This window comes from Prauserella isguenensis, assembly GCF_014191605.1.
GTDB classification, from domain to species: domain Bacteria; phylum Actinomycetota; class Actinomycetes; order Mycobacteriales; family Pseudonocardiaceae; genus Prauserella; species Prauserella isguenensis.
The window spans coordinates 338,148-357,902 of record NZ_JACHWU010000002.1; the positions used below are offsets into that span (position 1 = coordinate 338,148).

Below are 19,755 nucleotides of genomic sequence, written 5' to 3' on the forward strand. Positions count from 1 at the left end.
TTGCCGTCGGTGTTCGGCCGGCCGGACGGCGCCGTGCAGGTCCGGGCCCGCGCTGGTGCCCGCGATGGCCGCGGGCGAGCACACCCGGCTCCGGACCTACCGGCCTACAACGAGTTGATCAGCCGGTCCACCCGCTCGTCGACGGCGCGGAACGGATCCTTGCACAGCACCGTCCGTTGCGCCTGGTCGTTGAGCTTCAGGTGCACCCAGTCGACGGTGAAGTCACGACCGGCCTGCTGCGCCGCCGCGATGAAGTCGCCACGCAACTTCGCCCGCGTCGACTGGGGCGGTGTGTCCTTCGCGGCCTCGATCTCGCCGTCGTCGGTCACCCGCTGCACCAGCCCCTTGCGCTGCAGCAGGTCGAACACACCCCGCCCCCGCCGGATGTCGTGGTACGCCAGATCCAGCTGCGCCACCCGCGGGTCCGACAGGTCGAGGTTGTGCTTCGCCCGGTACCGCTCCACGAACCGGTGCTTGATCGCCCAGTCGATCTCCGTGTCGATCAGCGAGTAGTCCTGCTGCTCGACCGCGTCCAGCGCACGGCCCCACAGGTCCACGACCCGCCGCATCAGCGGGCTCGCGTCGGTCGCCTCCACGTGCTGCACCGCCCGCGCGTAGTACTCCCGCTGGATCTCCAACGCCGAGGCCTCCCGGCCGCCCGCGAGCCGCACCTGCCTCCGGCCCGTCATGTCGTGACTGATCTCCCGGATCGCCCGGATCGGGTTGTCCAGGCTGAAGTCCCGGAACTGCACCCCCTGCTCGATCATCTCCAGCACCAGGTGCGCCGTGCCGACCTTCAGCAGCGTCGTCGGCTCGGACATGTTCGAATCGCCCACGATCACGTGCAGCCTGCGGTACCGCTCGGCGTCGGCGTGCGGCTCGTCGCGCGTGTTGATGATCGGGCGCGACCGCGTCGTCGCGCTCGACACGCCCTCCCAGATGTGCTCGGCCCGCTGCGACAAGCAGTACACCGCACCCCGCGGCGTCTGCAGCACCTTGCCCGCGCCGCAGATCAGCTGCCGCGTGACCAGGAACGGCAGCAGCACATCGGCGATCCGCGAGAACTCGCCCGCCCGCGTGACCAGGTAGTTCTCGTGACAGCCGTACGAGTTGCCCGCCGAGTCGGTGTTGTTCTTGAACAGGAAGATGTCGCCGCCGATGCCCTCGTCGGCGAGCCTGCGCTCGGCGTCGACCAGCAGATCCTCGAGGATCCGCTCGCCCGCCTTGTCGTGCGTGACGAGCTGAGTCAGGTCGTCACACTCGGCCGTCGCGTACTCCGGATGGGAACCCACGTCGAGGTAGAGCCGCGACCCGTTGGACAGGAAGACGTTGGACGACCGGCCCCACGACACGACACGCCGAAACAGATACCGCGCCACCTCGTCGGGCGAGAGCCTGCGCTGCCCGTGGAACGTGCAGGTGACTCCGAACTCGGTTTCGATCCCAAAGATCCGCCGCTGCATTCCTCAAGGGTAGGCGGTGAAAGCCCGGAACTGGGGAACGAAATCGCGCGCGGTCGGACGCCGACACCACCTTCGCACGCCGTACGGCAGCATGTCGGCCATGACCGCGCCCCTGCTTCGACGTGTCGCCGCACTTCAGCGCGTCGGCCGTCCCGACCGCCGGCTGATGGCCCGCAGCGCAGCCCTGCCCCGCACCCGCGCCGACGACGCACTGACCGTGATCACCCGGTCGGCGGACAAGGCGCGCCTGTGGTGGGTCGTGGCAGGCGCGCTCGCCACCCGCCGCGGCGCCCCACGCCGGGCCGCCCTCCGCGGCATCGGCAGCATCGCGTTCGCGAGCCTCAGCGCCAGCTTCGTCGCCAAAGAACTGCTGCCCCGGCGCCGTCCCGCGGCGTCGGCGGTCCCCGTGCACCGCAGGCTCGCCCGCCGCCCCGATTCCTCCTCGTTCCCGTCCGGCCACGCAGCCTCCGCCGCCGCGTTCGTCGCCGGAGCCTTCCAGGAATCGCCCGCGGTGGGACTGGCCCTTACGCCGCTCGCCGCCGCCGTCGCCTACTCACGCGTCCACACCGGCGTGCACTGGCCCAGCGACGTCGGCGCGGGCGCCGCGCTCGGCATTGCCGCCTCGTTCGCCACCCGCCACTGGTGGCCCGTGCACGACGACCGCCCCGGCCGCACCGCCCACCGCGCCGACGCTCCCCTCATGGTCGACGGCGAGAACATGCTCGCCGTGGTCAACCCCGCGTCGGGGGACCCCGCCGACGACCCGACCCCTGAGGTCCGCTTCGCCTGGCCCAAGGCAGACCTGCTGCTGCCCGACCCGGAGGGTGATCTGCGCGGCCAGATCACTGCCGAGATCCGGCGTCGGGCGGGCGGCGACGGAGTCGTCCGCGCACTCGGCGTCGCGGGTGGAGACGGCACCGTAGCCGCCGTGGCCTCCGTCGCCGCCGACACCGGCCTGCCACTCGCCCTCATCCCCGCGGGCACCCTCAACCACTTCGCCCGCGACGTCGGGGTCCGCTCCATGCCCGACGCCGACGTCGCGACCGAACGTGGCGCAGCGGTCGGCATCGACCTCGGCGAGGTGACGGTGGACGGGCTGGGCGGTGCCCACCGGCGGTGGTTCGTCAACACCGCCAGCCTGGGCGGCTACCCGGAAATGGTGCGGCTGCGCGAGAAGATCGAGCAGCGGCATCCGAAATGGCCGTCGGCCGTGCTCGCGATGGTGCGCGTGCTCCGCAGGGCGAAACCGTTCCCGGTGCGACTCAACGGAAAGCGCGCGCTGGTGTGGCTCGTGTTCGTCGGCAACGGCACCTACGCGCCCAAGGGATTCTGGCCCAACCGCAGGCCTGCCCTCGACACCGGCCTGCTCGACGTGCGCTATCTGCGTGCCGACGTGCCCTACTCCCGGGCACGATTCGTGCTCTCGGCCGTCACCAAGACCCTCCACGCCAGCCACGTGTACCGGCAACGGGACCTGCCCGCCCTCGACGTCGAACTGCTCGACGGACACCGCCGACTCGCAAGCGACGGCGAGGTCGGCCCGCTCGGCCGCCAGTTCCGGTTCCGATCCCGCCCCAGCGCGCTGACGATCTACCGCCGATGACCGGTGGGCGTGACCCGACATCTCATCGGGTCACGCCCACCGGACACACGATCGCGCCCGCCGTCGGCCGGACGGATCAGTCGGACTTCTCGTCGCCCTCGGAACCCGAGTCGCTGCTGTCGGCCGCCTCCGTACGGGCGGGAAGCAGCGCATCCAGAGCGGCACCGGTGATGCGGCGGAATTTGCGCCCCGGACGCTCCCGTTCCAGCACCGCGACCTCGAGCTTGCTCGGCTCACCCTCCTGCGCCGAACCCGACGAACTGTTCCCGTTGCCGCCGCTGCCGCTGCCCGACGCCGACGGGCGGAACGCCTCCGCAGCGACCCGCACCGCGTCGGCGAGCTCCATGCCGTCGGCGAAGGTCTCCTTCAACTTCGTGTTGATCGCGTCCGTCTGGCCGCCCATCACCACGAACTGCGGCTCGTCGACGATCGAGCCGTCGTAGGTCAGCCGGTACAGCTCGTCCTCGTCGGCGTTCGCGCCCACCTGGGCCACACAGATCTCGACCTCGAACGGCTTGAGCTGCTCGGTGAAGATCGTGCTCAGCGTCTGGGCGTACACGTTCGCCAACGCACGCGCACTCACGTCACGCCGGTCGTACTGGTAACCCTGCAGGTCCACATGCCGGATACCGCCCCGGCGCAGGCTCTCGAACTCGCTGTAGCGGCCGACCGCGGCGAACCCGATGCGGTCGTAGATCTCCGACACCTTGTGCAGCGTCGGCGACGGATTCTCCGCCACGAACAGGACTCCGCCCCGGTATTTGAGCACCACGACGCTCCGACCGCGGGCAATGCCCTTCCGCGCGAGTTCGGAACGCTCCCGCATCAACTGCTCGGGCGAGGCGTACAGCGGCATCGACACTTGCGTTGGCTCCGCTCTGTTCGGGGATGTGAAGCTGACGACTGTGGGGGAACCGGGCTCGAACCGGCCCGGGTCGCGCGGCCCGCACGCGACCCGGCGACCGGATCAGCCGCGCCAGTCCTGCTGGGCCGCGCGGTCGGCGACCACGGCCTCGGCGATGGTCGACGTCTCCTCCGTGGGCAACTGCACGGCACCGTGCTCGGCCGTGATCGTGACGACGCTCGGGTAGATCTTCCGCGCCACGTCCGGTCCGCCGGTCGCCGTGTCGTCGTCCGCGGCGTCGTAGAGCGACTCGATAGCCGCCCGCACCGCGGCGTCCTGGTCGGCATCGGGGTCGTAGAGTTTCTTCATCGCCGACTTGGCGAACACCGAACCGGAACCGATCGCGTGGAAACCCGCGTTCTCCTCGTACCGGCCACCCGTCACGTCGAAGGACACGATGCGCCCCGCCCGTTTGGGATCGGAGGCCTCGATGTCGTACCCGACGAACAACGGGACGACCGCGAGTCCCGCCATCGCCGCGTCCAGGTTTCCTCGCACCATCGTCGCGAGCTTGTTCGACTTACCGTCGAGCGACAGCGACACACCCTCGATCTTCTCGTAGTGCGCCAGCTCCACGGTGTACAGCCGGACGAGTTCGAGAGCGATGCCCGCCGTGCCCGCGATGCCCACGGCCGAGTAGGCGTCGGTCACGTAGACCTTGTCCATGTCACGGGTCGCGATCAGGTTGCCGCTCGTCGCACGCCGGTCGCCCGCGATCAGTACCCCGCCGTTGAACGTCGCGGCCACGATCGTCGTGCCGTGCGGCGCGTCGAGATCACCACCCGACGTGCCCATGCCCGCGGACCGCTTGCTGGGAAGCAGATCCGGCGCCTCGGTACGCAGGAAATCGGCGAAGGACGACGTCGTCGACGACAAGTAGGCGGAGGGCAGCGCGAAGCCCGAGTTGCGCGGAATCTGTTCCATGCGTGCTCGTAGTTCCCATCGACGAAAGGGACAGTACCGAAATGTTGATCAGCGAGCCTAGGTCACGCCGGAGCCTGCGTCACTCCCCGCCCTTCTGCACGTAGGCCCGCACGAAGTCCTCGGCGTTCTCCTCGAGGACGTCGTCGATCTCGTCGAGGATCGTGTCGACGTCCTCGCCCATCTGCTCACGGCGTTCCTGACCGGCCGGGGCTGCACCTTCGGCCTCGTCCTCGGAGTCGCCGCCGCCGTGCTTCTCGATCTTCTCCTGAGCCATTGCCGCCTCCCGGTGTGACCGATGAGCTTCTGCCGCCCAGCCTACCCAGAGGAAGGGCGATTCGGGACGATCGTTGACGGAGTGGTGATCTTCGCCTACTCCGATCCGGTCAGGGCCTCGACCAGTTCCTCCGCCGTCTCCGTCCGGTCCAACAGTGCTCCGACGTGCGCTTTCGTGCCTCGCAGCGGCTCGAGCGTGGGGATCCGCACCAGGGAGTCCCTGCCCACGTCGAAGATGACCGAATCCCACGACGCCGCGGCGATCGAGCTGGCGTACTTCTCCAGCGTGCGACCGCGGAAGTAGGCCCGCGTGTCCTCCGGCGGCGTCGTGACCGCCCGCTGCACCTCGTCCTCGCCGACCATGCGTTTCATCGAACCGCGCGTGACCAGTCGGTTGTAGAGGCCCTTGTCGAGGCGCACGTCCGAATACTGCAGGTCGACCAGGTGCAGCCGCGGCGCCGCCCAGCCGAGCTGATCACGTTCGCGGTAGGCCTCGACCAGCCGCAGCTTCGCGGGCCAGTCCAGCCGGTCGGCGGCGTCCATGGGGTCCTTCGCGAGCGTGTCGAGCACTTCGCCCCAGACGCGCAGCACCTCCTTGGACTGCTCGTCCCCGCCGGTCCGCTCCACGTGCGCCGACGCGCGTTCGTGGTACGCGAACTGCAGGTCCAGGCCCGTGTACTTACGTCCACCCGCGACGTCGACGGTCGTCTTCAGCGACGGGTCGTGGCTGATCTCGTGCACCGCGCGCACCGGCTCGTCGAGCTTCAGGTCGTCGAACCGCACGCCGGCCTCGATCATGTCGAGCACCAGCGCGGTGGTGCCGACCTTCAGGTACGTCGAGTACTCCGCCAGGTTCGCGTCACCGATGATGACGTGCAACCTGCGGTACTTGTCCGCGTCGGCGTGCGGTTCGTCGCGCGTGTTGATGATGCCGCGCTTGAGCGTCGTCTCCAGTCCGACCTCGACCTCGACGTAGTCCGAGCGCTGGGACAGCTGGAAGCCCGGCTCCTCGCCCTGCGGGCCGATGCCCACGCGGCCCGAGCCGGTCATCACCTGGCGCGACACGAAGAACGGCGTCAGCCCCGTGATGACCGACGTGAACGGGGTCGACCTGTCCATCAGGTAGTTCTCGTGGGTGCCGTAGGAGGCGCCCTTGCCGTCCACGTTGTTCTTGTACAGCTGCAACTGTGGCTGGCCGGGCACGGTTGCGGCGCGTATCGCGGCCTGCTCCATGACCCGCTCACCCGCCTTGTCCCACACGACGGCATCCCGCGGATTGGTCACCTCGGGCGCGGAGTACTCCGGGTGCGCGTGGTCGACGTACAACCGCGCCCCGTTGGTGAGGATCACGTTGGCCGCGCCGAGGTCTTCGACGTCGTTGTCCTGCGTGGGCTGACTGGGGCCGGTGAGGTCGAACCCCCGCGCGTCCCGCAACGGTGACTCGACCTCGTAATCCCAGCGTGCGCGCCTGGCGCGCGGAATATCCGCCGCCGCCGCGTAGGCCAGCACGACCTGGGTGGAAGTCAGCACCGGGTTGGCGGTGGCATCGCCCGGGACCGCGATCCCGTATTCCACCTCTGTTCCCATGATCCGCCGCATGCCACCACCCTACGGGCGCCGCGTGCCACGATCACACCATGGCCGGTGACGAGCTCGTTGCGATCTACGACCCGCACGCACGCGCTGTCGGCGCCGCGACCAGGGCCGACGTGCGCAGTCGCGGGTTGTGGCACGCCGCCGCCGTCGTACTGGTGCGTTCGGGTGACGGCGAGTCCGTGTACGTCCATCGGCGCACCGACACCAAGGACGTGTACCCGTCGGCGCTGGACTGTTGGGCGGGCGGGGTCATCGCCGCGGGCGAATCACCGCACGAGTGCGCGGCCCGTGAGCTGGGTGAGGAACTCGGCATCCGCGGCGTGACACCACGGCCGCTGTTCACGTGGACGTTCACCGCGGGCACTGTGCGCTGCCACAATTTCACGTACGAGGTGCGCTGGGACGGGCCGGTCGTGCACCAGCCCGAGGAGGTCGCCGACGGCTGGTGGACACCGCTGCCGGCGCTACGCAGCCGACTCACGGCCGACGACGGCACGTTCGTCCCCGACGGCCGACTCGGCGCCCTCGAATGGTTCCGCCGCTACGCCTGACCACCACTGCCACGGACCCGGCGCCGAACCGGGATCAGGCGTGCTTGCCGACCGCGACCGGCGCCAGACGGTTGATGGCGTCCCGGGCACTGCCCCGGTCGGCGGCCCGCACCTCGACGGTCGACAACGTGTCGTCGGCCGCGATGACGACCGTGCAGGTGGCCACCTGGCACCACGCCTGCGTCTCGACACCCTCGGGAGCGCCGCTCACGGGGATCTCCTCGCCGCCGCACCCGACCTGCCCGGCCGCCACGTCGGCGGCGGACCTGGCCTCGTAGCGCGTCACGAGGTGGTGCAGCGTCGATCCCGTCGGATACCGCCAGGCCCGCTCGCGGAACTCCGCGGCGCCCGACTGGCCGGCGATCGTCGCCAGGCACGTCGGCGCAGCGGGGTCGGCGCCCACGGTCGACGGGGCGATCGGTTCGACACCCTCGTCGCGCACGTCGTCGCCGGTGAGCAGCACGCTCCGGTCCGCGGGCCGGGCGGGAGCACTGTCGGCGCCACCGCCCTCCTGGCCGGTGGCGGCACCGTCCTGCGTGCCGTCGGTGCCGGGAGTCGCGGCGGTGCCGGTGCGCTCACCCGTGGCGGGCCGGTCGTCGTAGTACGTGTCCAGGTCGTTCTCGCGGTCGGCGCAACCGGCCACGACCGTCAGCAACGTGATCGCCACGGGCAGACCGGCCATGGTGGTCGTTCGTGCGCGTCGCACCTGTGTCTCGTCCTCTCCGGCTCGCTCGCTGGGCGCTCGCGACAGTAGTCAACCCCACACGAGCTGCGACCGGCGGGCCCAGTATTCCCGGGGGTTCTCCCGCAGCTCTGCGAGGCGTTCCAAGTCGTCGTCGCTCAGCCGCAGGTCCGTGGCGGCCAGGTTCGCCTCGAGCTGGGCCACGCCCGCCGGGCCGAGCAACACGACATCGGCCCATTCCTCGGCGTAGGCGGCCGCGAGCACCACCGCGTCCGGCGTCGTGCCGCGGGCACGGGCGATGTCGGCGACGACCTCCGGCGGATCCACGACGAGCCGGCCGTTGGCGAGCGTCTCCTTCAGCTGCACCAGCACGCCGGCCCGATGGGCTTCGGCGAGCGCCAGCCCCGCCGACGACTCGAGAACGTTCCACGTCGACTGCACGGCCGTGAACAGCCTCCTGCCGTCCACGGTCAGCTCGAGCGCCCGGCGGATCGTGTCGGCCTGCGCAGGGCCGGACGTCGAGAAGCCCACGCGCACCCCGGCGTCGACGAGCTCGGCGAGAGCCTTCTGCAGCGCGTCGTCGTCGAACAGCGGACTGTCCGACGTCAGCGAATGCACCTGGTACAGCGCCGGCGCCGCAGGCAGCGTTTCCCGCGTCTCCGCCCACTGCGCGCGGAAGCGCGCCGACGAGTGCTCCTTGACCTCGTGCACGGCGGCGTCCATCCGCCACTCGCCCACGTACGCGTAGCCCCATTTGCTCGACACCGTGACGTCGGCGTGGCCGCGGACCGCGAGCCAGTCGGCGAGGAACTCCTCGGCCCTGCCGTACGACCGCGCGACGTCGACCCGCCGGACGCCGGCCTCGTAGGCGCGGTCCAGCACGGCGAAGGTCGCCTCGCGCATCGCCTCGACGGTGCGATCCGCGGGCAGTTCCGAGTCCCGGCCGAGGTTGATGTACGCGGGCCGCCCCAGCGAGGCGAGGCCCACCGCCGTCCGTGCGATGTTGTCCATGGTGCGCACGGTAGCGGGCGTGGCGAGGGGTAGCCGTTCACTGCCCCGCCGTATAGGTTGTTATACAGTCGGTTCGGTGGCTCGCCGCCGCATCAACTCGAGGAACTGATCGGCCGACAACACCTCCCGGTGGAGCTTCTCCAGTCGCGCCGCCGGCGCCCGGACGTACCCCTTACCGAACACCGGCGCGATCTGCCGCAGACTCGCGCCGGCCTCCCGCGCCGCGAGCAGCGTCCAGTCCGACGCGTTCGCACAGGCCGTCGACGCCTGCCGCAACTCCCCGAGCACTGCGATCAACTCCTCGGCCGTCAACTCACCCGCAGCCACGGCCTCCGCGGTCTCCTCGAGCCAAGCGAGCACCGCCGCAGCCGTCACGGGCGCGGACACGCGCCGCTCCCCCGCTTCCGCGAGCGAGTTCGGCGCGTCGACGGAAGGCATGTCATCAGTCATGCGCCGGATCGTATAGGTCGTTATACAAAACGGAGTGTTGCGACATGCCTACGCACGTGCGAACGGCCCGCCCCGACATCGTCGGGACGGGCCGTTCGCACGTGGCCTCACGACGTCCGGCCGGTCACCCTCCCCGGGTCACCGGACCACGTTCGTCCCAGCACCGCGTTCATCACAGGTACTGGCCGGTGTTGGTCGCCGTGTCGATCACCCTGCCGGAGTCCTGGTTCTTGCCGGTGACGAGCGTGCGGATGTAGACGATCCGCTCGCCCTTCTTGCCGGAGATCCGAGCCCAGTCGTCCGGGTTGGTCGTGTTCGGCAGGTCCTCGTTCTCCGCGAACTCGTCCACGATCGCGTCCAGCAGGTGCTGCACCCGCAGGCCCGCCTGGTCGGTTTCCAGCACCGACTTGATCGCGGCCTTCTTCGCCCGGTCCACGATGTTCTGGATCATCGCGCCCGAGTTGAAGTCACGGAAGTAGAGCACCTCCTTGTCCCCGTTGGCGTAGGTCACCTCCAGGAACCGGTTCTCGTCGGACTCCTCGTACATCCGCTCGACCGTGTGCTGGATCATCGCGTCCAACGTCGCCTGCGAATCGCCGGAGAACTCGAGAAGGTCGTCCGCATGGATCGGCAGGTCCGGCGTCAGGTACTTCGAGAAGATGTCCTTCGCACCCTCGGCGTCGGGCCGCTCGATCTTGATCTTCACGTCGAGCCTGCCGGGACGCAGGATCGCCGGGTCGATCATGTCCTCACGGTTCGAGGCGCCGATCACGATGACGTTCTCGAGCCCTTCGACACCGTCGATCTCCGCCAGCAACTGCGGCACGATCGTCGTCTCGACGTCCGACGACACACCGCTGCCACGGGTGCGGAAGATCGACTCCATCTCGTCGAAGAACACGATGACGGGCGTGCCCTCGGACGCCTTCTCCCTGGCCCGCTGGAAGATCATCCGGATGTGCCGCTCGGTCTCGCCGACGAACTTGTTGAGCAGCTCCGGGCCCTTGACGTTGAGGAAGTACGACTTCGCATCCGCGGCGTCACCCGAGACCTTCTTGGCCAGCGAGTTCGCCACCGCCTTGGCGATCAGCGTCTTACCGCATCCCGGCGGGCCGTACAGCAACACACCCTTCGGCGGCTGCAGCTGGTATTGCCGGAACAGATCGGAGTGCAGGAACGGGAGCTCGACGGCGTCCCGGATCTGCTCGATCTGCCCGAAGAGGCCGCCGATGTCCTCGTACGCGACGTCCGGCACCTCCTCCAGCACCAGGTCCTCGACCTCGGCCTTCGGCACGCGCTCGTAGGCGTACCCGGCCTTCGAATCGACGAGGATCGAGTCCCCGGACTTCAGTTCCTCGGCAGCAAGGGGGTCCGAGAGCCACACGACGCGTTCCTCGTCCGCATGGCCGACGATCAGACCGCGGGCGCTGCCGCCCTCGGTCTCCGGGGAAAGCACCTCACGCAACGTGCACACCTCGCCGGTGCGCTCGAAGCCTCCACTCTCGACGACCGTCAGTGCCTCGTTCAACCGCAGGGACTGCCCGCGCTCCAACGATCCGACCTCGACGTTCGGCGACACGGCGACGCGCATCTTCCTGCCGGACGTGAACACGTCCACCGTGTTGTCCTCGTAGGCCTCGACGAAGACGCCGTACCCGCTCGGCGGCTGCGCGAGCCGGTCGACCTCCTCGCGGAGCGTCAGCAGTTGGCTCCGGGCCTCACGCAATGTCTCGACGAGCTTCTCGTTCCGCTCGGTGAGCTGTTCGACACGCTCGGTCGCCTCCGCGAGACGTTGCTCGAGGACACGGTTCTGCCGCGGCGAGTCGGTCAGCTTCCGGCGAAGAAGTGCGACTTCCTCTTCCAACTGCCGGATCTGGCCGGCCTCGTCGCCGGCGGGGGTTTCCGCGGGAGACCCCGCGCTGGTCGCTCCGTTCGGTTCTGAAGAGTCGGCCTCCTCGTGCCGACCACCGGGAAGGTCGTGTTGCATTTCGGCACCTCCTCGGAATGCATTTGCTTCCACGGTACCGGCGATCACCGACAAGAAAAGGCTTCGGCGCGTTACGGAATCGGTGCGTCGCACGGCCCGACCGACTACCCACAGCTCCGCGCAGGGATGCAGAACTCCGCCGCACTGCGCAATTTCCACCGAACGGCCGCACCGTCCGCGCGCGTCGCGGCCGCGCGCCACGGCCGCCCGTGGACCGGACAACCCGGACACCGCACCACGATGCGGTGAATCATGATCGACATCGGGACCACGTCCGGGTCGCCCAAGGATCTTCGCAGCGCACGTCCCACTCGAGCGGTGCGACGGCGTCGCGCTGTACGTGGGCCTCGCGCGTCACCGTCGCGACTGCGCCAGAGCCCGTCTCCCCTTGTATCCGTCCGCGGTCCGCCGGGATTCTCGCCCCTCCCCCGCACCAGCACGGCTACGTGCGGGTCGCGCTGCTCACGCCCGGGTCGCCGGCCACCCGGTGACCGACGGTGGTACACGGGTGGATGAGTGGTGGGAACCGACGCCGATACGATCACATCGCACCGAGGGGGCCACAGCTCGCGCCGACGTAAGGGGACTCGCATGACCTATCCGCCGCAGCAACCCGGACCGGGTCAACCCGACCCCTACGGTCAGCAGCCGGGACCGTACGGCCAGCCCGGTCCGTACGGTCAGCAGCCGCCCCCGCCCGGCCCGTACGGGCACCAGGATCCTTACGGGCAGCAGCAGTTCGGGCAGAACCCGTACGGCCAGGACCCGTACGGTCAGCAGCCCTACGGTCAGAATCCGTACGGTCAGCAGCCCTACGGTGGCCAGCCCGGCGGCCCGGGCGGCGAGCCGCCGAAGAGCAAGACCGGTCTCATCGTCGGCATCGCCGTCGGCGCCGTCGTGCTCCTCGCCGGCGTGTTCGCGTTCCTCGCCTGGGTCGCGCCCGGATTCCTCCTCGAGGACGACGAGAGCTCGGAAGGCGGCGACAACAACGCCGCGCCAGCAACGAGCCAGTCGAACGAGCCGACGACCTCGGCGCCGGAGACCTCACCGCAGACGGAGACCAGCGAGGGCGCGCCGTCGGACGGACGCGCGCCCGGTGCCAAGGCGACGCCCGAGGCGACCGCGCAGGCCATCGTTGCCGGGTTCAACTCCGGCGATCGCCAGACCGTGTCCGAGACGATCTGCCTGAGCAAGCCGCAGGAGGTGCCGCCGATCCCGGACGGCGTCGAGGTCCAAACGGCCGGCTCCCCCCAGGTCAGCGGCGACACGGCGAAGGTCCCCGCCAAGAACGTCACGCAGAACCGGGACTACTTCATCGTGCTCAAGAACGAGGGCGGCGGCTGGTGCTATCTGGGCGACCAGGTCACGTCCTGACGCAGGACGCGGCCTGACGTCGGGCCCCCGCACGGTCGAGGCGGCCGTGCCGGCACGGTCAGCACCGTCCCGGCACGGCCGCCGTCCCCGGTACGACACCCGACCGGAGGCGTGGGTCGGACCCCGAAGGCGGCGGTGGCCCTCAGCCGCGGCTGGGCCTGCGCTGCTGCCGCGGCGGGGTCACACCGTCGGCCAGCCGTCGGGTGGTGAGCAGGAACGCCGTGTGCGCGACCATCCGATGCTCGGGGCGCACCGCGAGACCGACGACGTGCCACGGCCGCAGCACGGTCTCCCACGCCTGGGGCTCGGTCCAGCACTGTTGTTCGCGCAGCGCCTCGGTGACGGCCGACAGCTGCGTGGTCGTGGCCACGTACACCACCAGTACACCGCCGGGGATCAGGTTCCGGTGGACGGTCGGCAGCACGTCCCATGGCGAGAGCATGTCCAGGATGACGCGGTCGACCTCGCCCTCGTGCTCGGCGAGGTCGCCGCGGTGCAGCTCCCAGTTGTCGGGCCGGTGGCCGAAGAACCGTTCGACGTTGCGCTCGGCGTGCTCGGCGTGGTCGTCCCGGACCTCGTAGGAGGTGACGCTGCCGTCGGCGCCGACCGCGCGCAGCAGTGAGCACGTCAGGGCTCCGGAGCCCGCACCGGCCTCGAGGACGCGGGCGCCGGGGAAGATGTCGCCCCACATCACGATCTGGGCGGCGTCCTTCGGGTAGATCACCTGGGCGCCGCGCGGCATCGACAGGACGTAATCGGACAGCAGCGGCCGCAAGGCCAGGTAGTTGGTGCCGCCCGCGGACGTGATCACCGACGCCTCGGGCTTGCCGATGATGTCGTCGTGGGCGAGGGCGCCGCGGTGGGTGTGGTACTGCTCGCCGTCGGCGAGCACGATCGTGTAATGCCGTCCCTTCGGGTCGGTCAGTTGCACGCGATCCCCGACACGGAACGGTCCTGCGCTCACGAAACTCCCACTCTCACGCCGCTGCGGATACCTTTCGGCAGCGCTCGATCGTTCCAGACCGGCCGGGCGCCGCCCTCAGCGGGTGCGGCGGTTCCCGGAGAGCGCGGCACGCAGGTCGTCGCGGTGCAGCACGCCCGCGGGCCTGCCCTCGTCGTCGACGACGAGGAACTGCCACGCTGCCACCTCCGCGACGCGTTCGATCACCGCATCGCCCGTCTCCGACTCCAGCAGCACCGTCTCCGCGCGGATCGGTTCGGCCGCCAGTTCGGCGGGCGCCCGGGGGGATTCCGCGGCCAGCTGTTCGGCCGCGCTCTCGTCGAGCAGTCCCGCCGCGACCCCGTCGGCACGCACGAGCACCACTCCCCTGCCCGCCGACGCCGACAGCGCCGACTCCACGGGGCTCTCGGCGGGCAGTTGCAGCACCGGTCGCGTCAGGTCGCCGAGCGCCAGTCCGGTCGGCCAGCTGCGCCGCTGTTCGGCGGCCATCTCACCGGTGGCGCCGGTGACCACGAACCACGCCGTCACGACACACACCCCGAGCCGCAGCCAGCGGTCGTCGCTGCCCTCCGCCAGGCCCCACAGTGCCCACACCAGCAGGCCGAGCGCGACCAGGCCGCCACCGAACACGGCCGCGCGTGTGCCCGACGCGCGTCTGCCCGTCAGTGACCACACGCCCGCCCGCAGCATCCGGCCGCCGTCGAGCGGGAGTCCGGGCAGCAGGTTGAACACACCGACCGCGAGGTTGGCCACCGCGCACTGGGCGACCAGCAGCCACACCGCACCGCCGGGCGGTACCGCGACCAGCAGCAGCCCGCAGAACACGGCGAGCAGTACGGACACGAGAGGGCCCGCCGCCGCGACCAGGCCCTCGTGTTTCGGCTTCTCCGGGCTGCGCGCGACCTCGGACAACCCCCCGAGCAGGAACAGCCGCAGCCTGCGCACGGGAATGCCCAGCCGGATCGCGACGAGCACGTGGCCCAATTCGTGGGCGAGCACCGAGAGACCCAGCAGGACCGCGAACGCGGCCGCGAGCGCCCACGACACGCCGGGCCCGGCGCCCGGCAGCAGCCTGCCGACGAGCGGGCTGTACAGCACCACGATGAGCAACGAACCGATCCACCAGGACGGCGCGAGCAGCACGGGTACGCCGCCCACCCGGAACAGCAGCAGGCCGCCGTCGGTCACGGTCCCGCGCCGGGACCGGCTCGTCGTGTTCACCAGGTGAGGGTAGAACGCGCCGTGTGCAACGACCGTTATCGCCGCGCCCGCACCCGCCGGTTCGCAGCCCGGCCCGGCGCCCGTGATCGGGTTCTGTCGGAGCCGCTCGTTAGGGTTCCGGGCATGAGCGAGGGCACGCATGACTGACACGCCGGCCGCCACCACCGCCACGAACTCCACGACCGCCACGGATCCGGCAGGACCCGGGGACGGCGCCGCCGAGGCTCCGCAGCCGCGCAGGCGTCCGGCGCTGTCACCGTCCAGGGCGGGCGATTTCAAGCAGTGCCCGCTGCTCTACCGGTTCCGTGCCATCGACCGGATTCCGGAGCCGCCCACGAAGGCTCAGGTTCGGGGCACGCTGGTGCACTCGGTGCTCGAGCGGCTGTTCGCGCTCCCCCGTGGCGATCGCAGTCCCGACCGTGCGCACGAACTGCTCGCACCGACGTGGGACGAGCTGTCTCGGGAGAGCCCCGAGTGGGCCGAACTGTTCGCCGAGGACGAAACGGGGCCGGACGGCAACGCGGTCGGCTGGCTCGACGGGGCGGGCAAGCTGCTCGACGCGTACTTCGACCTGGAGGATCCGAACCGGCTCGATCCGGAGGCCTGCGAGCTGCACGTCGAGACCGAGCTCGGGTCCGGCGTGCGGCTGCGCGGCTACGTCGACCGCCTGGACGTCGCGCCGACCGGTGAGATCCGCGTCGTCGACTACAAGACGGGTGCGGCACCGCGGGCCATCGGCGAGGCCAAGGCGCTGTTCCAGATGAAGTTCTACGCCGTGGTGCTGTGGCGCACCCGCGGCGTGGTGCCCCGGCAGCTGAAACTGATGTACCTGCGCGACGGTCAGGACCTGGCCTACACCCCCGACGAGGACGAGCTGGCCCGGTTCGAACGCACCCTCGAGGCGATCTGGTCGGCCATCCTCACGGCGGGCAGGACCGGCGACTTCCGGCCGAGCCCGAGCAAGCTGTGCGACTGGTGCGCTCATCAGGCGCTGTGCCCGGCGTTCGGCGGCACGCCACCGGAGTATCCGGGCTGGCCCGAACCCACCGGCGGTGAGGAGACGGTGCTCGACCGCGCGGATTGACCTCCTCGCGGGCCGTGGCAGGATCGACCGGCACGCCGGGCGCGATCAGCGCCGCACGCGAGTGCTGATCGACTACTCTGTTCCCGGCAACCGAGATCCAGGAGCGGCGCACAGTGCAGATCACCTCGGTGGTCAATCAGAAGGGCGGGGTCGGCAAGACCGCGCTGAGTGTCGGCGCCGCCGCCGCACTCGCGGAGCGGGGCCGCCGCGTTCTTCTCATCGACCTGGACCCGCAAGGGCACGCCACCACGGAGATGCTCGGCCTGCCGGAGGTCCCGGCCGACCGGCCCAGCCTCGCCAAGGCGCTCACGAAGACGTGGCGCGGCCCCGTCGAGGAACTCGTCGTGCCGCATCCGCGCAGCAACGTCGGCCGCGGCGGAGCGTTCGACGTCATCCCCACGTCCCCCGGCATGTTCGACCTGGTCCGCAGACTGGACCAGTTCCGCGTGCCGGGCTGGCAGTTGGCGCGGGTCATCCAGTTCGCCAATTACGACCACGTGGTCATCGACTGCCCGCCCGCACTCGACGTGCTGACCAACAACGCGCTCGTGGCCACCAGCGGCCTGCTCGTCCCGGTCCAGCCTGACCGCACCAGCATCCGTGCGCTGCGCCTCATGCAGGAGCAGATCCGCCATCTGGAGACGATGGTCGAGCGGCCGCCGATCGACTACTACGGCCTCGTCCCGGGGCTGTACCGGCGTCCCATCTCCGGGTACGCCGTCACCGCGCTGCGCGAGCTGGAACAGTTCGGCATCCCGGTGCTGCCGCACGTGCCGCTCGGCGTGGTCATGAACGAAGCCGCCGCACGCGGCATGCCGGTCACGACGTTCGCCCCGGAGACCACGCAGGCCACGGCGTTCCGCGAGGTCGCCCGCGCCCTGGACGAATCGCCGGGCACGGCCCCGCAGGCGCCCGCGGCTCCGGAGCAGGACTTCGACTTCGAGGACTTCATCACCGACGTCGCGCACACCCGCAACGCCAACGACAACGGCGCCCGCAAGAAGCTTTACGACCTGCTGCCGAAACGCGGCAAGGACAACTAGCTCGGACGCCGCAGCCGTCATCGGCCCGGCGATCCCTCCCCGCGCGGATCGGCCTCACGACGCGGTAGCCGTGGACTCCCGGTGCCGCAGTGCCGGATTGGCGACCCCGGTGCGCTTCGGCGCTGACACGATCATCGAGGTCTCGATGGAGTCGACATCGTCGATCCACCCGCTGCGGGTGGTGAACTCGTGCAACGACGGGATGTCCGTCGTCACGACGTGCACGAGCAGCTGATACTCGCCCGCGAGCGCCACCGCGTACCGCACCGAGGAGAACTCCCGCAGCGCCAACCCCACAGCGTCGACGTTGCGCGGTGGCACCTTGACCCACAACAGTGCCTCGATCGGCAGGCCCAGCAGTGCCGGATCCACCACCGCGCGCACGAGTAGCCTGCCCCGGCCACGCATCGCCTCGATCCGCCTGCGCACGGTCGGCTCCGACAGTCCGGACAAGGTCGCCAGCTCCTCACCCGGCCTGCGACCGTCGTCGGCAAGCAGCCGCAGCAGCAGGGCCTCGTCCTTGTGGAACGGCTGCGCCGACGGGTTCGGCTGGTCCGGCAGGGACGGCGCCAGTGCCGCAGCCTCGTCGGCGGTGAGCAAGCCCGGCTGCCACTCGTGCACGGCTCGGTAGTAACGCAATGCAGGGTTGGTGGAGCACGAGATCAACCCCGGTGTTCCCGGAAGCTCATCGAGGATGAGCGACTCGAACAGGTGTGGCGGGCAGCTGATCTCGGCGGCGCAGTCGGCAGATCCGGTCAGCAGGTAGGTGAAGGTGGTGTCGTCGCGGCGGGCCATGGCGGTAGCGGCGACGCGGAGCATGCCGGGGTTGCAGCGCAGCCGCAGCACGGCCATGTCACCGCGGCGCGCCAGGCCGTGCACGGCGACCCTCCCGCTGGAAAGCAGCCGCGCGCCGCGGCGCGCGACCGTGCGTTCCGGCTCGTCGAGCACGCGGGCGATCCGGTGCCACGAGGCGCGTCCGTCGAGCTGGAGCGCGGCGACGATGCGCCGGTCCAGGGCGTCCAAGTGCGGTGTTTCGGGTTCCACCAGTCAGATTTTTGGCTGATTCCGTCATTATCGCAATAGGTCTTGTCCGAAAACCGATACCCGCTCACGCTTGTCCTTCAATCGTGCGTCGTGGCACACCGGAAGGAGTCAATGGTGACCGAAGAGCTCTGCCGGCTCACCGCCGTCGAGCAGGCCGCCCTGATACGTGGCCGGGAGATCAGCTCGGTCGAGCTGGTGCGTGCCCACCTGGACCGGATCGAGGCACACAACCCCGCGGTCAACGCGATCGTCACCCTGGCGCCCGAGCGTGCGCTGCACGAGGCACACGACGCGGACCGCAGGCTCGCACGCGGGGAGTCGCCGGGTCCGCTGCACGGGCTGCCGGTCGCGCACAAGGACCTGCACCTAACGGCCGGCCTGCGGACGACATTCGGCTCACCGACGCTCGCCGACCATGTGCCGGACTCCGACGACCTCGTGGTCGAACGGCTGCGCGCAGCCGGCGCGATCACGATCGGCAAGACCAACACGCCCGAGTTCGGCGCAGGCTCTCATACGTTCAACCCGGTCTTCGGCACCACCTGCAATCCCTACGACCTCACGCGGAGTGCGGGCGGCAGCAGCGGCGGCGCGGCTGCCGCGCTCGCCGCGGGATTCCAGCCGATCGCGGACGGCAGCGACATGGGAGGGTCCCTGCGCAACCCGGCGTCGTTCTGCAACGTCGTCGGCATGCGCCCGTCGGCGGGCAGAGTGCCGAGCTGGCCGTCGACGTTCGGCTTCAGCGGACTGAGCGTGCAGGGACCGATGGCGCGGACAGTCTCCGACGTCGCGTTGACGCTGTCCGTGATGGCCGGTCCGGACGACCGCAGCCCGATCGCGCTCACCACACCGGGAGAGACCTTTCGTGCGCCGCTGGAACGGGACCTGACGGGACTGCGTGTCGCCTGGACGCCCGATTTCGGTGGACTCGTACCGGTCGACCCCGACGTGCTGGCGGTGCTGGGACGGCAGGTGACAGCGTTCGAACAGCTCGGCTGCCATGTCGACGACGCGTGCCCGGACTTCACCGGCGCCGACGACGTCTTCCGCACAGTGCGAGCGTGGCAGTTCGCGCAGGCCCACGGCGCGCTCGTGGACCGTTCGACCGAGCAGGTCAAGGAATCGTTGCGGCGCAACGTCGAGCAGGGCAGGGCATTGTCCGGAGAGGACATCAGTCGTGCCGAGGCCCTGCGGACCGAACTGTTCCACCGCATGCGAGGGTTCTTCACCCACTACGACGTGCTGCTGGCGCCCGTATGCCAGGTCGTGCCGTTCGACGCGGCACTCGAATACCCGACCACGGTCGCCGGCACCGTCCAGGACGACTACCTCGGCTGGATGCGCTCGTGCTACGTCGTCTCCGCGGTCGGCAACCCAGCCCTCTCGGTTCCCGGCGGCTTCACCGCCGACGGGTTGCCGGTCGGACTGCAGATCATTGGCCCGCACCGAGCGGACCTCACCGTGCTGCAAGTCGCTCACGCCTTCGAACGGCTGACCGGCCACGGACACCACGCCCCCGCGCTCTGAGGTCCCCCACACGTCCCGCCGGCGCCGCGGGGTCGGTTCACACCCAACCGGAGGTCG

At 70.2% G+C, this 19,755-nt stretch carries 18 protein-coding genes; 6 read left to right on the plus strand and 12 right to left on the minus strand.

The window, feature by feature from the left end; genetic code table 11:
* Window positions 1-104 precede the first annotated feature (104 nt).
* Entirely contained in the window at window positions 105-1,463 is a 1,359-nt protein-coding gene (gene pafA / locus FHS23_RS10025; protein WP_183652131.1) for a Pup--protein ligase, read from the minus strand.
* A gap of 100 nt (window positions 1,464-1,563) precedes the next feature.
* On the opposite strand from pafA, the gene FHS23_RS10030 reads away from it, so the two are divergent.
* Entirely contained in the window at window positions 1,564-3,066 is a 1,503-nt protein-coding gene (locus FHS23_RS10030; protein ID WP_183652134.1) for a bifunctional phosphatase PAP2/diacylglycerol kinase family protein, read from the plus strand.
* Window positions 3,067-3,142: 76 nt separating this feature from the next.
* Here FHS23_RS10030 and prcA read toward each other — a convergent pair whose 3' ends face one another.
* The 4 genes from prcA to dop all read right to left on the minus strand — a co-directional run bounded on the left by prcA (window position 3,143) and on the right by dop (window position 6,766).
* Window positions 3,143-3,928, minus strand: coding sequence for a proteasome subunit alpha (gene prcA / locus FHS23_RS10035; protein ID WP_183652138.1), 786 nt, complete (start codon window positions 3,926-3,928; stop codon window positions 3,143-3,145).
* Between the two features lie 105 nt (window positions 3,929-4,033).
* Window positions 4,034-4,894 (minus strand): proteasome subunit beta, encoded by an 861-nt coding sequence (gene prcB / locus FHS23_RS10040; RefSeq protein WP_183652141.1) that lies wholly within the window; start codon window positions 4,892-4,894, stop codon window positions 4,034-4,036.
* 79 nt (window positions 4,895-4,973) lie between these two features.
* Window positions 4,974-5,168 carry a ubiquitin-like protein Pup gene (locus tag FHS23_RS10045; RefSeq protein WP_030532690.1) on the minus strand — a complete coding sequence of 65 codons (195 nt, stop codon included), beginning with the start codon at window positions 5,166-5,168 and terminating at the stop codon, window positions 4,974-4,976.
* A 95-nt stretch (window positions 5,169-5,263) separates the two neighbouring features.
* Window positions 5,264-6,766: a depupylase/deamidase Dop gene (gene dop / locus FHS23_RS10050; protein ID WP_183652144.1), complete on the minus strand. Its 1,503-nt coding sequence runs from the start codon at window positions 6,764-6,766 to the stop codon at window positions 5,264-5,266.
* A 38-nt stretch (window positions 6,767-6,804) separates the two neighbouring features.
* Here dop and FHS23_RS10055 point away from each other — a divergent pair, with 38 nt between their 5' ends.
* Complete coding sequence (locus tag FHS23_RS10055) at window positions 6,805-7,314, plus strand: NUDIX domain-containing protein (protein WP_183652147.1); 510 nt, start codon at window positions 6,805-6,807, stop codon at window positions 7,312-7,314.
* A 34-nt stretch (window positions 7,315-7,348) separates the two neighbouring features.
* On the opposite strand, the gene FHS23_RS10060 is transcribed toward FHS23_RS10055, so the two are convergent.
* From FHS23_RS10060 to arc, 4 genes are all read right to left on the minus strand, one after another.
* On the minus strand, window positions 7,349-8,020 hold the full coding sequence (locus FHS23_RS10060; RefSeq protein WP_183652150.1) for a hypothetical protein: 672 nt from the start codon (window positions 8,018-8,020) through the stop codon (window positions 7,349-7,351).
* Between the two features lie 48 nt (window positions 8,021-8,068).
* The gene (locus FHS23_RS10065; protein WP_183652154.1) at window positions 8,069-9,007 is read right to left on the minus strand and encodes an aldo/keto reductase; all 939 of its coding nucleotides are present in this window, start codon (window positions 9,005-9,007) and stop codon (window positions 8,069-8,071) included.
* A gap of 60 nt (window positions 9,008-9,067) precedes the next feature.
* On the minus strand, window positions 9,068-9,445 hold the full coding sequence (locus FHS23_RS10070) for a hypothetical protein (RefSeq protein WP_183653745.1): 378 nt from the start codon (window positions 9,443-9,445) through the stop codon (window positions 9,068-9,070).
* A gap of 184 nt (window positions 9,446-9,629) precedes the next feature.
* Window positions 9,630-11,444 (minus strand): proteasome ATPase, encoded by a 1,815-nt coding sequence (arc, locus tag FHS23_RS10075; RefSeq protein WP_183652157.1) that lies wholly within the window; start codon window positions 11,442-11,444, stop codon window positions 9,630-9,632.
* Window positions 11,445-12,035: 591 nt separating this feature from the next.
* On the opposite strand from arc, the gene FHS23_RS10080 reads away from it, so the two are divergent.
* Window positions 12,036-12,818: a hypothetical protein gene (locus tag FHS23_RS10080; protein WP_183652160.1), complete on the plus strand. Its 783-nt coding sequence runs from the start codon at window positions 12,036-12,038 to the stop codon at window positions 12,816-12,818.
* A gap of 142 nt (window positions 12,819-12,960) precedes the next feature.
* On the opposite strand, the gene FHS23_RS10085 is transcribed toward FHS23_RS10080, so the two are convergent.
* On the minus strand, window positions 12,961-13,782 hold the full coding sequence (locus FHS23_RS10085; RefSeq protein ID WP_183652163.1) for a tRNA (adenine-N1)-methyltransferase: 822 nt from the start codon (window positions 13,780-13,782) through the stop codon (window positions 12,961-12,963).
* 75 nt (window positions 13,783-13,857) lie between these two features.
* Window positions 13,858-15,000 carry a site-2 protease family protein gene (locus FHS23_RS10090; RefSeq protein WP_343053800.1) on the minus strand — a complete coding sequence of 381 codons (1,143 nt, stop codon included), beginning with the start codon at window positions 14,998-15,000 and terminating at the stop codon, window positions 13,858-13,860.
* A gap of 139 nt (window positions 15,001-15,139) precedes the next feature.
* Between FHS23_RS10090 and FHS23_RS10095 the strand changes: the two genes are divergently transcribed.
* Window positions 15,140-16,084 (plus strand): RecB family exonuclease, encoded by a 945-nt coding sequence (locus FHS23_RS10095; RefSeq protein WP_183652166.1) that lies wholly within the window; start codon window positions 15,140-15,142, stop codon window positions 16,082-16,084.
* A 113-nt stretch (window positions 16,085-16,197) separates the two neighbouring features.
* On the plus strand, window positions 16,198-17,127 hold the full coding sequence (locus FHS23_RS10100) for an AAA family ATPase (protein WP_183652169.1): 930 nt from the start codon (window positions 16,198-16,200) through the stop codon (window positions 17,125-17,127).
* A gap of 54 nt (window positions 17,128-17,181) precedes the next feature.
* Here the strand turns inward: FHS23_RS10100 and FHS23_RS10105 are convergent, their stop codons facing one another.
* A complete protein-coding gene (locus FHS23_RS10105) occupies window positions 17,182-18,171 on the minus strand; it encodes an Lrp/AsnC family transcriptional regulator (protein ID WP_343053801.1) in 990 nt (329 codons plus the stop codon).
* A 111-nt stretch (window positions 18,172-18,282) separates the two neighbouring features.
* Between FHS23_RS10105 and FHS23_RS10110 the strand changes: the two genes are divergently transcribed.
* Window positions 18,283-19,698 carry an amidase gene (locus FHS23_RS10110; protein ID WP_183652172.1) on the plus strand — a complete coding sequence of 472 codons (1,416 nt, stop codon included), beginning with the start codon at window positions 18,283-18,285 and terminating at the stop codon, window positions 19,696-19,698.
* Window positions 19,699-19,755: the final 57 nt, after the last annotated feature.